Origin of the sequence: Streptomyces sp. NPDC086777 (genome assembly GCF_040702065.1) — a bacterium.
Taxonomy (GTDB): Bacteria; Actinomycetota; Actinomycetes; order Streptomycetales; family Streptomycetaceae; genus Streptomyces.
Window position 1 is genome coordinate 19,247 of the sequence record NZ_JBFBJI010000066.1, and the last position, 13,749, is coordinate 32,995.

The 13,749-nt window shown below is 68.5% G+C and carries 13 protein-coding genes and 1 pseudogene; 7 read left to right on the forward strand and 7 right to left on the reverse strand.

Features of this window, described 5'->3' with window-relative positions; all coding sequences use genetic code 11:
* The first annotated feature begins 34 nt into the window (after positions 1–34).
* A complete protein-coding gene (locus AB0472_RS44285; RefSeq protein ID WP_366365211.1) occupies positions 35–652 on the forward strand; it encodes a CGNR zinc finger domain-containing protein in 618 nt (205 codons plus the stop codon).
* Between the two features lie 651 nt (positions 653–1,303).
* Here AB0472_RS44285 and AB0472_RS44290 read toward each other — a convergent pair.
* Positions 1,304–2,017, reverse strand: a complete 714-nt coding sequence (locus tag AB0472_RS44290) for an SDR family oxidoreductase (protein ID WP_366365228.1) — start codon at positions 2,015–2,017, stop codon at positions 1,304–1,306.
* A 56-nt stretch (positions 2,018–2,073) separates the two neighbouring features.
* A complete protein-coding gene (locus AB0472_RS44295) occupies positions 2,074–2,721 on the reverse strand; it encodes a nitroreductase family protein (RefSeq protein WP_366365212.1) in 648 nt (215 codons plus the stop codon).
* Between the two features lie 833 nt (positions 2,722–3,554).
* On the opposite strand from AB0472_RS44295, the gene AB0472_RS44300 reads away from it, so the two are divergent.
* Positions 3,555–4,382 (forward strand): enoyl-CoA hydratase/isomerase family protein, encoded by an 828-nt coding sequence (locus AB0472_RS44300; protein ID WP_366365214.1) that lies wholly within the window; start codon positions 3,555–3,557, stop codon positions 4,380–4,382.
* A 341-nt stretch (positions 4,383–4,723) separates the two neighbouring features.
* Here the strand turns inward: AB0472_RS44300 and AB0472_RS44305 are convergent, their stop codons facing one another.
* Positions 4,724–5,236: a DUF302 domain-containing protein gene (locus AB0472_RS44305; protein ID WP_366365215.1), complete on the reverse strand. Its 513-nt coding sequence runs from the start codon at positions 5,234–5,236 to the stop codon at positions 4,724–4,726.
* Positions 5,237–5,939: 703 nt separating this feature from the next.
* Between AB0472_RS44305 and AB0472_RS44310 the strand changes: the two genes are divergently transcribed.
* The 4 genes from AB0472_RS44310 to AB0472_RS44325 are packed head-to-tail and all read left to right on the forward strand — an operon-like array spanning position 5,940 to position 9,373.
* Entirely contained in the window at positions 5,940–6,380 is a 441-nt protein-coding gene (locus AB0472_RS44310) for a MarR family transcriptional regulator (RefSeq protein WP_366365217.1), read from the forward strand.
* A 27-nt stretch (positions 6,381–6,407) separates the two neighbouring features.
* Positions 6,408–8,213 carry an MFS transporter gene (locus tag AB0472_RS44315; RefSeq protein ID WP_366365218.1) on the forward strand — a complete coding sequence of 602 codons (1,806 nt, stop codon included), beginning with the start codon at positions 6,408–6,410 and terminating at the stop codon, positions 8,211–8,213.
* A 24-nt stretch (positions 8,214–8,237) separates the two neighbouring features.
* On the forward strand, positions 8,238–8,804 hold the full coding sequence (locus AB0472_RS44320) for a cysteine hydrolase (RefSeq protein ID WP_366365220.1): 567 nt from the start codon (positions 8,238–8,240) through the stop codon (positions 8,802–8,804).
* Positions 8,801–9,373, forward strand: a complete 573-nt coding sequence (locus AB0472_RS44325; RefSeq protein ID WP_366365221.1) for a YbhB/YbcL family Raf kinase inhibitor-like protein — start codon at positions 8,801–8,803, stop codon at positions 9,371–9,373. The genes AB0472_RS44320 and AB0472_RS44325 overlap by 4 nt, the downstream gene beginning before the upstream one ends.
* A gap of 118 nt (positions 9,374–9,491) precedes the next feature.
* On the opposite strand, the pseudogene AB0472_RS44330 reads toward AB0472_RS44325, so the two are convergent.
* Positions 9,492–9,730: pseudogene (locus AB0472_RS44330) on the reverse strand (SAV_915 family protein); the annotation flags it as partial.
* A gap of 275 nt (positions 9,731–10,005) precedes the next feature.
* On the opposite strand from AB0472_RS44330, the gene AB0472_RS44335 reads away from it, so the two are divergent.
* Complete coding sequence (locus AB0472_RS44335; protein ID WP_366365222.1) at positions 10,006–10,329, forward strand: universal stress protein; 324 nt, start codon at positions 10,006–10,008, stop codon at positions 10,327–10,329.
* Here the strand turns inward: AB0472_RS44335 and AB0472_RS44340 are convergent.
* The 3 genes from AB0472_RS44340 to AB0472_RS44350 all read right to left on the reverse strand — a co-directional run.
* A complete protein-coding gene (locus AB0472_RS44340; RefSeq protein ID WP_366365224.1) occupies positions 10,250–12,793 on the reverse strand; it encodes a sensor histidine kinase KdpD in 2,544 nt (847 codons plus the stop codon). The genes AB0472_RS44335 and AB0472_RS44340 overlap by 80 nt on opposite strands.
* A 1-nt stretch (position 12,794) precedes the next feature.
* Positions 12,795–13,478: a response regulator gene (locus AB0472_RS44345; RefSeq protein WP_366365226.1), complete on the reverse strand. Its 684-nt coding sequence runs from the start codon at positions 13,476–13,478 to the stop codon at positions 12,795–12,797.
* Between the two features lie 133 nt (positions 13,479–13,611).
* Positions 13,612–13,749 (reverse strand): potassium-transporting ATPase subunit C (locus AB0472_RS44350; RefSeq protein ID WP_366365229.1); only part of this gene is annotated, 138 nt, incomplete at its 5' end.

Consider the following 13,749-nt stretch of genomic DNA (forward strand, 5'->3'; position numbering starts at 1 on the left):
AATCGTTTAACTAGTGACGGAGTAGAGTGTCACCATGGGACGAGACGATCTTCAGCCGGTTTCTTCGACGCCCGCGCCCCCCGCGGGGGTCGACCTGGTCCTGGGATTCGTGAACACTCGCTCGGTGCTGGGCTCGCCGGATCACCTGCGCGATGTCGACGCCATGCGCGGGTGGGCGGCACGGACGCACCTCCTCGACCCGGCCACCCTGATCTCGGACTCCGATGTCGCCACCGCACGCGAGATCCGCGGAGCATTCGCCGTACTCCTGCTGGCACACACTGGCATCCACGGAAACGACGAGCAGGCAATCGAACACGCCGAGACCTACCTGGCACGTGCGGCAGCACTGCACCCCGTCGCCCCGCTGATCAGCGTCAACTCCAGCCGCTGGACACCCACTCAGCCGGGCGTCGCCGGCCTTTTCGGCACGCTGCTCGCCACGGTCGCCCAGACCGCTTCCACCAGCGAGTGGAAGCGCCTGAAGGCATGCGCCAACCACGCCTGCTACACGGGATTCCTCGACAAGACGAAGAACTCCTCCGCCCTGTACTGCTCGACCAGCTGTTCCTCCCAGATGACCTCACGCGCCTACCGCAAAAGGCACACCGCCGGGACACCCGTTGCCACGGCCACGGACACAAAATCGTGACGGGCAACGACCGGGCCCGGAAGAAAGCTGCCGGAGCGAGCGGACTGGGGATCAGCCACACGTAGCGCCCACGCTTCGTCGGCCAAGCCACGCTCCGCGCGGCGAACCCCGGTCATCGGCAGGCGTCCTTGCACCGTGCCACGCCCCGGGGACGGCCGCGGTCACTGCTGCAAGGCCGCCTCGATGACGGCGGTCCGGCCGGACGGGTTCTCGAACCGCATCCGGCGTGGCGCGGGCCTCAGGCGACCTCGAGCACCATCCGGAACCGTCTGTCAACTGCTTTCCGTGCTGATGGATGTCACAAGCCGGGCAGGGCCCCCGGCAGTGCGCCCTGCCGGCGCCCGCCGGCTTCCCGGCAGCAGAAAGGCTGCCGGGAAGCCGGCCGCGGTGGGAGCGGAACGTTCCCCGGAGGAGAGGCCGTGCGCGGCCGGTTCGTCCGGAAACCGGAAACCGGGAACGCCCGCTGTAACGCGCCCGCTGTGACGGTCGCGCGGGCGCCGGGCATCTTCACCGGCTCTCCGCCTCCGGGCGGTACTCCGGCTGGTGCGGCGGCCGTGAGCGAAGCACGTCGTCGACCGCAGCCCTCATGGTCAGACCGGGCACCACACGGCTTCCCCGCAGCCCTGCCTCACCCCTGATGCTGCTGCGCGGTCAGCGCACCGCGGGCAGACCGGGGTAGAGGTTCGCGAGGTCGCCGGAAAGCGCGGAGCGCGCCGTGCGGCTCTTGTCGTCGGCCACCACTTCGAGCGCACGGTTCTGGATGCCGTCGAGGCCGAGACTCGCCACGCCCGCAGGGTCGACCTTGTCGGAGGCGGGCACGTAGTCGACCATGTCGGTGTCCATGTAACCAACGTGCAGGGCGATGACGTCGATACCGGACGGCGCCAGTTCCTGTCGTGTCACGTTGGTCATGGCCAACGCCGCGGCCTTGGAGGCGCTGTAGGCGCCGTAGCTCGGGTAGTGCACCCAGCTGAGGATCGACAGGACGTTGAGCATGGCCCCGCCGCCGTTACCGATGATGACCGGGGCGAAGGCCCGGGTCGCGTTGAGGGCGCCGAAGAAGTTGGTCTCCATCTCCCGGCGAATGTCGTACATGTCGCCATCGATGAAGTCGGCGTGCGTGAGGATGCCCGCGTTGTTGATGAGCAGCGTCGTGTCCGCGGCAGTCCTGGCCGCTCGCGCCACGGAGTCGGGGTCGGTGATGTCCAGCTCGAGCGGTACGGCCCCGGGCAGGTCGACCGACGAGGGGTTGCGGGCACCCGCGTACACCTTCGCGGCGCCGCGCTCGAGAAGCTGGGCAGCGAAGTGCCGGCCCAGGCCGCGGTTCGCGCCGGTCACGACAGCCACTGCGTTCCTGATGTCCATGAATATCTCGTCTCTAAAGCGGAGGGATGGGTTGTCCTGAATTCGACGGTCCTGGCTCACCAGCCGTTGACGTGCATGACGGTCTCCACAGGGAGCCGCGGGCCACGCTTGAAATTGGTTCCCTTGGTGTAGGCGACGGGGAGCAGGACGCCCTGCCTCACGTAGGAAGGCATCCCCAGCAGTTCGGCGATCTCCTGCTCGAAGTTGAGGTGCAGCGTCGTCCACGCGCTGCCCAGCCCCCTGGCGCGCAGGGCCAGTTGGAGACTCCAGGCAGCCGGCAGCAGGGACCCCCACAGACCGGACTGGTTGACCGGCGGGAGATGGTTGCCGGCTTCGATGGCGCCGATGACCAGCACCGGCACAGCGGTGATGATGTCGGCCAGGCGCTCGGCACTGGAGAACACACGTTCCCGTTCAGCGCTTTCCGGGCCGACACCGAGGTGCTTGCCCGGATAACCGGGGCTGGCCTGCCACGCTTCGTAGGCCAGCTGGTAGTAGGAGCCGATGGTCTGCCTCAGCTCCGGGTCGGTGACGATGAGCCAGTGCCAGTTCTGCCCGTTGCCGCCGGTCGGCGCCTGAAGGGCGACATCCAGGGCGTCACGGACAACATCCAGGGGGACCGGGCGGGTCACGTCGAGGCGCTTCCGAACGGATCGAGTGGTCGTCAGCAGCTCATCGGGGTTCAGGGGCAGTAGTTCGGTCACGGGTTCCTCCTGTTCGGATGGGTCTCGGTCCATCCAGAAATATTGAACGTGCAGTGCGTTACTTCGTAGCGAAGCAAGCAACGGTCCTGGGGGGAGTAGCGGTGTGAGGGCGGCCACTGGGCCGCTGCGAGGCGGCCAGTCGCTTGGTCAACCCTACATTATTGAGAATGCTCGGTGCGGAGTTTCTATTCCCCCCGGGCGCAGCATCCCCCCGACATCGGCCAGCGGGCCGCCGTCCCGCCTGGGTGGACCGTCGGCGCCCGACATGGCGGGCCCTGCGGCTCGATGGGTGAACCGGCCCACCCGCAGGGCATCAATGCCTGCTCTCCGGGGGTGACCGGCCCGGGATGAGGCCACGACCCACCGGGAGGGCCGAACCGTCACCATGGAACACCAAGCCAGGAGCTTCGCGGTGCCATGTTCGGCGCTCCACGACTTCCGTAAGTGGAATTTTGCACCAAGCGTTCTAGTTAGGTACAGTCGAAGACGCGCCGAGGAAGGTGTTGCGATCCCGACGTCCTCGTGTTTTCACAGGCCCGGGACAGCAAGTTCAGATTTTTTTGGGACGGCGCATCCGAGGAATCGACGCGTCGACACCTTCCCTTGCGGGTGCTTACTGCACTCATCAGTATCAAATAGAGTCGAGTGTCTCACTTGGTGGAGTCACTTGCTCACACACGGCTGACGGGCCAGTGAGTGTGGGCGCACGCAACACCCTCCGATCGGCCGTGTCGGCTCGATCCTCCAAAACTCCCGTGCGCTTTCTCGTTCGCTGCACGGGTCCACATCGGCTGGAACAGGCCGATGGAATCACCTGCACAAGGAGCAAAAAGATGACCTTCATCAATGAGCGTCTCCGTCTCGAGACAGTCACCCCGGGTTACTGGCGTGTCACCATCGACAACCCGCCCATCAACCTCTACGACCCGCGGATGTTCGCGGCTCTCAACGTGCTGATGGACCGCATTGAAGCCGACGACGAGGTCAAGGTGGTCGTCTTCGAGAGCGCCAACCCCGACTTCTTTGTCGCGCACTACAACCTCGAGGACGAGGAGGTCCCCGATGTGCCGGGTGCCGCCGAGTTCACCGAGTGGCCGCGGTTCGTCACCCGCCTGGCCACCTCCCGCGTCGTCTCTGTCGCCAAGCTCCGCGGCCGGGCCCGTGGACACGGCAGCGAGCTCGCTCTGGCCTGCGACATTCGGTTCGCCAGCCTCGAGAAGGCCTTCCTCGGCCAGATCGAGGTCGGCGTCTCCGTCGTCCCCGGCGGCGGCGCGACCGAGTGGCTGAGCGCTCTGGTGGGCCGTTCCCGGGCCATCGAGATCATCGCCGGCGCGGACGACTACGACGCCAAGACCGCCGCGGAGTACGGCTGGGTCAACCGCGCCCTGCCCGACGCTGAGCTCGACGACTTCGTGGACAACTTCGCCCGCCGCGTGGCCGGCTTCGACAAGAAGCCGCTCGGACTGGCGAAGGAGCTCGTGAACGCACGCGCCGGCGTTCCGTCGGAGGCCGACCGATGGATCTCCAACCACTCCTTCATCGGCACGACCACCTGGCCCGAAACGCAGGAGCGCATCGCCGCACTGTCCAAGAAGGGCCTGCAGAAGGAGGGTGACTTCGAGCTGCGCCTGGGACACCACGTGGGTCAGCACAACCGCTGAGCCATAGCACCCGGCCGTCCGCGGAGTGAGACCGCGGACAGCCGGGCCCCCGGCTGTCCCACGACGCTGCCAGACCCGAGCACGCGCGCTCCGGGGTAGGACGACGTGCATGCTCAGCCTCTGAAGGGCACGACGAATACAGCGGGCTTTGGAAGAGATTCCGCCGGCTGGAAGGGCAGACCGCACCACGACGTACGTATCCGTAGTCATCGACCAGGTCATCGCGCGGGTGACGCTGCACGGCCCTACCGGCAATCCGCCTTCTCACCCGATCACATGGCAGGACGGCATCCAGCGGAACCTGGGGCTGCCCTGGCGCACCTGCCACTCACCACGCGCGGTCAGGCGAAGTGGTGTGAGGCGTCCACACCGCACACTCGCAGGACATTCACGACGATGCCGTCGAGGTGTTCGCCGACCTCGGTGACTTCGGGGATTCCCAGGCTACCGAACTCGTCGCTCGGCTTATGCATGGTGAGGACGGCATTGCCGTCACCGTCGCTGTAGATCAGGATCCGCAGGGGCGCATAGAGCAGTGCCTTGGGGTCGTAGCGGAACATGCTCTCGGCAATGACGTGATTCCCTGTCAGGTACTCGATCGACCTGACCGTGTGGCCTGCGACGCTGAGCAGCGGAGTGGCGTTGATCCGGGTGTAAGTGATCAGGTCGTGCGGGGCGTTGACTGCGATCGCGGCGCGGACGTCATCCCACGTGCCGCCCGACTCCGGAACGAGCTCGACAGGACCGGGGTCGAACGCGGGGGCCGCTTTTTCGAAAGCAGTCACGAAGTCGTTGTAGGGCATGCCCGTCTCAATCTCGATCCGGGTCACAGTGTGCTTGCGCTGACCGGTCACAGCGGGGCCTCCCACCTCTTGGAACCTATCTCGGGACGAGCGCAGTACAACGGCCATGCCCGGCTCGCCGTCGTGGCCGCAAATCGCTCGACGACCCGCACGCAGACGTAGAGCCAGCACAAGTACTTCTGCGAAGCGATTGAAAAAAATGCAAGCTGTCCAATTTTAATTGCTTATCGATAGTTTCGCAGCGAGGAAGACGAGCCGGAGCCGGGCGCCGCGCACGCGGCGGCCGACGCCGGCACCGTCCACCAGCACGGGAGCGGCCGTCCGACAAGGATCTCCAGTGTCGACGGCGCTCGGTCTCCGCCGTCGCCGTGAAGAACGCGAACAGCCGACAGCGGCCCGCTGGGGTCGTCGTACATCCCGGGCAGCGGTGGCGCTCGACGTCGTCCACGTTGTCCGGGGAGGTTTCTTGAGGGGCTGTCACGCCCCCGAGGCCGTCACAACCAATCTTCAGAGGTACCCCGGACCCACCTTTGGGCGAGGACGAGTTCTGCGAACCGAACCAGCGTTTCACGGCCGCCGGGTCGCCGGTTTCGATCTTGCTCGGGGAGAGGACCGGATGTGCGAGCCGCTCGACGTCGGGGTCGGCGCGGCTCACATTTGGCGACGGGCAAGCCCGCAGTGGCCGCCCCGCTTCTCCCTGGACGGTGAAGCGGGGAGCAGATACTAAGGCTACTTGATAAGGTAGACTTAGTATATGAACGACGACCTGGACCCCGACGAAGTCGCCTCGGTCCTGCTGGCCGGTCTCAGCGCGCTGATACGACGGGTGCGCCAAGTACCTGTCGACGGCGGACTCACCATGCCCGAGCGGACCGCGCTGTCGCACCTGGATCGCTCAGGCCCCACCACCTCCTCGGCGCTGGCCCGCCAGGTGCAGATCACAGCGCAGGCCATGGGGGCGACGCTCAGCGCACTGCGGGCCCGTGGCCTGGTCGACCGCCGCCCGGATCCGAACGACGGCAGGCGCATGGTGCTGTCCGTGACCGAAGCCGGTCGGCAGGCGCTGCGGGACAAGCGCAACGCGCGGATGGAACTCATCGCCCGGTCCCTGACCAGCGGCGCGTTCACCCGTGCTGAGCTGGAACAACTCGCATCGGCCGTACCGCTTCTTGAGCGGCTGGCCCAGCACATCTGACCCCGACGGAACCAGGGAAGCACACCGATGACGGCTCCTCCCATGACGCGCGCCCCGCGCCGCCCGGCCGGTGACCGGTACAAGTGGACGGCGCTGGCGAATACGACCGCCGCGGTCTTCATGTCCGCACTGGACGGCTCGATCGTGCTGATTGCCCTGCCGGCGATCTTCCGCGGCGTGCACCTGGACCCGCTGGCTCCGGGCAACATCGCCTACCTGCTGTGGATGATCATGGGCTACCGGTTGGTCCAGGCCGTCCTGGTGGTCACGGTGGGGCGCCTGGGAGACATGTACGGTCGGGTCCGGATCTACAACTCCGGGTTCGCGGTCTTCACCTTCGCCTCGATCCTGCTGTCTCTCGACCCCTTCGACGGCGGCCACGCGGCGATGTGGCTGATCGGCTGGCGGGTGGTGCAGGCCGTCGGCGGGTCGATGCTGGCTGCGAACTCGGCCGCGATCCTGACCGATGCCTTTCCCAAGGAGCAGCGAGGCTTCGCGCTGGGCATCAACCAGGTCGCCGGGCTGGCCGGGATGTTCCTCGGCCTGGTCGCGGGGGGTCTGCTGTCGGCCTGGGACTGGCGGGCGGTGTTCTGGGTGAATGTGCCTGTCGGCCTGTTCTTCACACTGTGGGCCTACCGCACCCTGCGAGAGACGGGGAAGAGCGGTGGCGGCCGGATCGACTGGTGGGGCAACAGCACCTTCGCGGTGGGGCTCAGCGCGGTCCTCGTCGCGGTCACCTTCGGCCTGCAGCCCTACGGCGAGCACACCATGGGCTGGACCAACCCGCTGGTCGACATCCTGATCTTCGGCGGACTGATCCTGCTGGCAGCGTTCGTCGTCATCGAGAAGCGCGTCTCCGCACCAATGATCCAATTGGGTCTCTTCCGCCGGCGGGCCTTCACTTTCGGCAACCTGGCGGGCCTGGGCATCTCGATCGGCCGAGGCGGGATGCAGTTCGTTCTGGTCATCTGGTTGCAGGGCATATGGCTTCCGCTCCACGGCTACGACTACGGCGACACGCCTCTGTGGGCCGGCATTTTCCTCCTGCCGCTGACCGCCGGTTTCCTCGCCTCAGGTCCGGTGTCCGGCTACCTGTCCGACCGGCTCGGCTCCCGGGGCCTGGCCACCGGCGGCGCGCTGCTGTTCGGCGCGAGCTTCCTGGGGCTGATGCTGTTGCCGATCGACTTCAGCTACTGGCTCTTCGCCGTGCTGATCGCGCTCAACGGGATAGCGAGCGGCATGTTCGCCTCCCCCAACTCCTCCTCGATCATGGGCAGCGTTCCAGCAGAGCTGCGCGGTGTCGCCTCCGGCATGCGCTCCACCTTCCAGAACTCCGGTACCGCCGTCTCCATCGGCGTCTTCTTCTCCCTCATGATCGCGGGGCTGAGCAGTAGCCTCCCGCACACCCTCACCGCCGGCCTGCGGGAGCAGGGCATACCGGCCCACGTCGCCACCCAGGTCGGCGGCCTGCCTCCGGTCTCGTCCCTGTTCGCCGCCCAACTGGGCGTCAACCCGATCCAGCACCTGCTCCGGCCCAGCGGCGCCCTGACCCACGTGACGGCGGCCCAGCAACAGGTCCTGACCGGACGTGAATTCTTCCCGCACCTGCTCTCCGGGCCTTTCCACTCCGGCCTGGTCATCGTGTTCGCCTTCGGCGCCGCCCTCGCCTTCCTCGCCGCGCTCGCCTCCCTGCTGCGCGGCACCAGTCCCACCGCCGAGCCCCTGGCACCACGAACGGCCGCCACCGGCGACACCCTTGCCGCTGCGACCGACGACGGGGCAGAGGCGACGGACGGAGAGAAAGGCCATGTGCGCCCTGATCCCGGCAACTAGCCGATATCCACAGGAGAAACACCCATGGCACTGACAACAATCGATCCCACGCCCGCGCTCGTCGTGATCGACCTGCAAAAGGGCATAGTCGCGGCCCACACCGACAGCCAGGTGGCTGCCGCCGTCAAGCAGGCGACGCACCTGACGACCGAGTTCCGCCGGCACGGCCTGGCCGTGATCCTGGTCAACGTCACCGGACGCGCGCCGGGACGCACCGAAGCCCGACGGTCCGGGCGCAGCGCCGCGCTGCCATCCGGCTGGGCCGACCTCATCGACGAACTCGACGTCCAGCTGACCGACCACCTGATCACCAAACGGCGGCGCAGCGCATTCCACGACACCGGGCTCGACACCCTCCTGCGGGACTCGGGCGTCACCCAGATCGTGCTCGCCGGAATCGCGACCAGCTCAGGTGTGGAGTCGACCGCGCGCTCGGCCTCCGACCACGGGTACCACGTCGTCCTGGCCACCGACGCCATGGGCGACCCTGATGCCGATGCCCACCGCCACAGCACCGAACGCGTCTTCCCGAAACTCGGCGAGACCGCCACCGTCACGGAGATCATCGACATGATCGAGGCAACGCGATGACTCTGCTGGGCCGCATCCTGAACAACCGCAGAGCAGGCGAGACCCACCTGGCGTGGAATCTGCCCAATCTGCACAGTGCCGAGTCGCTGACCCTCACCAGTCGGCAGTTCGGCGACGGAGACTCCCTTCCGCTGGAGCACTGCCTCAAGAACATCGGTGGCGACGACCTGTCCCCCCATCTGGCCTGGACCCCGTCGCCGGCCGGCACCGCCCAACTCCTCCTGGTCATGGAGGACATCGACGCCCCGATGGCCAAGCCCGCTGTGCACTGTGTCGCCCTGATCGACCCGGCAGCGCGAGACCTGGAGCCCGGTGCCCTCGACGCACGGCAGCCGGCTGCCGGAGTGCGGTTGTTGCGCTCCAGCATCGGTCGCGGATACCACGGCCCCGGACCCATCAAAGGCCACGGGCCGCACCACTACGTCTTCCAGCTGTTCGCCCTCGCCACCCGCGTGGAAAGCACCCCCGACACAGCGCAACCGAACCGGGCGCGGCCCCGCGCCCTCCTGCCCGCCATCACCGCACCCGTCCTCGCCCGCGGCCGACTGACCGGCACATTCGAACGCTGACCCCTGCCCCCGGGCCCGCACACATGCAGCGTGCCCGGGGCTGGAGATCCAGGCATCCAGGTGATCCGGATCATGCCTCGCGGCTGCCCTCGTCGTCCTCGTCCAGGTGGACGGCCGCCGGGGCGGTCAGCGTGCCCAGGGCCGGCTCGGTGAGGCGGATCCACGCCTGGCCGGGGCCGAGCGTGGCGGTCAGTCGCTCCGCGGAGGTGAAGCCGACGGCCGTGCGGTCACCGAGCGAGGTGTGCGGAAGAGCCGGGCCACACACCCGGAGGGGCCAGGCCGGACCGGGACGTAGAGGGGTCCGGCCGGGGACAGGTGGGCGGGGTCGGGGTCGTCGTCGTGAAGCAGTTGTGCCATGCGATATCTCCCGGAGGGCGGGGAGCGAGTGCTCTGGAGCGCCCCGGACGCGGGGAGGCGGACCCGGGCTCGCCTTCGACGCCATGCCCGGTGCGCCGGAGGACCGGACGTGCCCTGACGGGACGCTGACGTTCGTCCTGACGACCTTGACGGAGCGCTGACGCCGCTGGTGAGGGGGCGTGGAGGGGCCGTCAGAAGGGCGCCAGGAAGTGGCGCGGGGGGTGTTCGGAAGCCATGGAACAGAGGTGGGATGGAAGCGTTCCGAGCAGGATCAGATGTCCGAGTCCCACCCGTCCTCGACCGCTCGCCTCGTCGTGGGAGTGAGCGGTTCGCCGGGCAGCGTCACCGCCCTGGTGCGGGCCGCCGACGAGGCTCGGCGCCGCGGCGCCGAGCTGTGGCCGGTGCATGCCCGGGTACCGCGCTGGAGGCCGCGCACCACCGGAACGTTCTGCGGCTGCGGATGGACACCGCGCGTCTCGAGCGGGAGTTCGACACTGTGCCGCCCGGCGCCTGAGCGCCTCAGGACGTGGTCGCGGCCGGCACATCCGGCTGCTGTGTCAGTCGCTCGGGAGCCGTCGGTACGGCGAGCACCATGGTGAGGCCGCCCCCGGGCGTGTCCTCGGCGTGGATCGTGCCGCCGACGGCCTCGGTGAAACCCCGCGCGACCGCGAGGCCCAGGCCGACGCCGGCGCCGCGAGGTGAGTCGCCGTAGCGCTGGAAGGGTTCGAAGATGCGGTCCTTGGCCTCGTCCGGGACACCGGGGCCGCGGTCGACGACCCGTACCTCGACCCGGTCGGCGATGGCGCTCGCCGACACCAGGACCTTCTCGCCGGGCGGGCTGTACTTGACGGCGTTCTCGACGACGTTGGCGACGGCCCGCTCCAGCAGCCCCCGGTCGACGTCGACCATGGGCAGCGTCTCGGGGATGTCCAGTTCGACGCTGTCCTCGGGGACCCCGCCGAGTGCCATGGGCACGACCTCGTCGAGGTCGGTCTCGCGGATGATGGGGGTGACGGTGCCGGTCTGCAGACGGGACATGTCCAGGAGGTTGCCGACCAGGAGGTCGAGCCGGTCGGCGCCTCCCTCTATGGCCTGGAGCAGTTCCGTCCGGTCCTCTTCGGACCACTCGACGTCGTCGGAGCGCAGCGAGGACACGGCGGCCTTGATACCGGCGAGCGGGGTGCGCAGGTCGTGGCTGACGGCGGCGAGCAGCGCGGTCCTTATGCGGTTGCCCTCGGCCAGTTCCTTGGCGCGGTCGGCCTCGCGCTGGAGGCGCTGGCGGTCCAGGACGACGGCGGCCTGGGCGGCGAACGCGGCCAGTACCCGGCGGTCGGAGGCCGGCAGCACGCGGCCGCGCAGGGACAGGGCCATGTGGTCGCCGACCGGTACGTCCACGTCCGCGTCCTCCGGATGCTCGGCAGGCTGGGACCCCACGCTGCCCGCGCAGGTCCAGGGAGCCGTCTCGCCCGTGCGCTCCAGCAGGGCCACCGACTCCATGCCGAAGGTCTCGCGCACCCGTTCCAGCAGCGCCTCCAGCGAGGTCTCACCGCGCAGGACGTTCCTCGCGAGGTAGGACAGGATCTCCGACTCGGCCCGCAGCCGTGCCGCCTGGTGGGTACGGCGGGCCGCGAGGTCCACCACCGATGCCACCGACACCGCGACGCCGACGAAGATCGCGATGGCGACGATGTTCTGCGGGTCGGCGATCGTCAGGGTGTGGACGGGCGGTGTGAAGAACCAGTTCAGCAGCAGGGAGCCCACGACCGCGGAGGCCAACGCCGGGAAGAGACCGCCCAGCAGGGCCGCCGCCACCGTCAGCGTCAGGAACAGCAGCATGTCGTTGGCCAGGCCGACGTTCGGAGTGGCGCTGGTGAGCAGCCAGGTGAGGAGGGCAGGTCCCAGGACGCCGGTCAGCCAGCCCCAGGTGACCCGGGAACGTCCCAGGCGTGCTCCGCTCGCCGTGGGCAGTCCGCGGCCCTTGCCCACCTCGTCGTGGGTGATCAGGTGGACGTCGAGGTCCGGGCCGGAGTCCCGGGCCACCGTCGCGCCGACACCCGGCCCGAAGACGTTCTGCCAGCTTCTGCGCCGGGAGACGCCGAGGACGATCTGGGTGGCGTTGACCCCGCGTGCGAAGTCCAGCAGGGCCACCGGTATGTCGTCGCCGACGACCTGGTGGAAGGTGCCGCCGAGGTCCTCGATCAGCGTGCGCTGGACGGCGAGTTCCTTCGGGGAGGCGGCGGTGAGCCCGTCGCTGCGGGAGATGTAGACGGCGAGCACCTCGCCGCCGGCGCCCTTCTCCGCGAGCCGCACGGCCCGCCGGATCAGCGTCCGGCCCTCGGGGCCGCCGGTCAGTCCGACGACGATCCGCTCGCGCGAACCCCAGATGGCCGAGACCTGGTGCTCGCTGCGGTACTCGGTGAGATACGCGTCGACCCGGTCGGCCACCCAGAGCAGGGCGAGTTCGCGCAGGGCGGTGAGGTTGCCGGGCCGGAAGTAGTTGGACAGGGCGGCGTCGACCTTGTCCGACTTGTAGATGTTGCCGTGCGCCATCCGACGGCGCAGGGCCTGCGGGGACATGTCGACCAGCTCGATCTGGTCGGCCCGCCGCACCACCTCGTCCGGCACGGTCTCCCGCTGCCGTACGCCGGTGATCGACTCGACGATGTCGCCCAGTGACTCCAGGTGCTGGATGTTGACGGTGGAGATCACGTCGATGCCGGCGGCCAGCAGTTCCTCGACGTCCTGCCAGCGCTTGGTGTTGCGGGAGCCGGGGATGTTCGTGTGGGCCAGTTCGTCGACCAGGGCCACCTGGGGCCTGCGGGCCAGTACGGCGTCCACGTCCATCTCGTTGAAGACGCTGTCCCGGTACTCCAGCTCCTTGCGCGGAATCTGTTCCAGGCCGTGCAGCATCACCTCGGTGCGCGGTCGGTGATGGTGCTCGACGAAGGCGACCACGCAGTCGGTGCCCCGCTCGATCCGCCGGTGTGCCTCGGAGAGCATGGCGTAGGTCTTGCCGACGCCGGGTGCCGCGCCGAGGTAGATCCGGAGCTTGCCGCGTGCCATGTCATCCCTCGAAGCGATAGCCCATGCCGGGCTCGGTGATCAGATAGCGGGGGTGGGACGGGTCCGTCTCGAGTTTGCGACGCAGCTGGGCCATGTAGACGCGCAGGTAGTTGGTCTTGTTGCTCTGCGAGACGCCCCAGACCTCCTGGAGGAGGTGCTTCTGCGTGATCAGTCGGCCGGGATTGGTCACCAGGATCTCCAGCAGGTGCCACTCGGTCGGAGTCAGGCGCACGTCCCGCCCGCCGCGGACGACCTTCTTGGCGAGCAGATCGATGCTGAAGTCCCCGGTCTCGACAAGCGTCGTATCGGGCACCAATGGCGTGTCCTCGGTGCGGCGGACGGCGGCCCGCAGCCGGGCGAGGAGTTCGTCCATGCTGAACGGCTTGGTGATGTAGTCGTCGGCGCCCGCGTCCAGCGCGGCGACCTTCTCGTCGGACCCCTGCCGGGCGGAGAGGACCAGAATCGGCACGCGGGTCCAGCCCCGCAGGCCCCTGATGATGTCGACGCCGTCCATGTCGGGCAGGCCGAGGTCGAGCAGGACCACGTCGGGCTGACGCGCGGCGGCGAGCCGGAGGGCCGTGGCGCCGTCGGGGGCGGCGTCCACTCCGTACTTGCGTGCCTGCAGGTTGATGACGAGGGCCCGTACGAGCTGCGGGTCGTCCTCCACCACGAGCACCCGGGTCATGGGTGTGTGCCTCTCCTGTCGCACGTCGGGCCGTGCCCGTGGGAAGCGGGGCGGCCGACGTCGTGACGGTGGGAGTCGGCGGATCCGGGGTACTCCCCCGGCCGCCGACTCCCGTGTGGGTCGGGTAAGGCCATCACTTCTTCGCTACGAGGTCCTTGAGCGCGATGTTGAGTTCCAGGACGTTCACCCGGGGCTCGCCGATGAAGCCGAGGGTGCGGCCCGTGGTGTGGTCCTTCACCAGCTTCTCCACCTGGGCGACCGGCAGACCGTT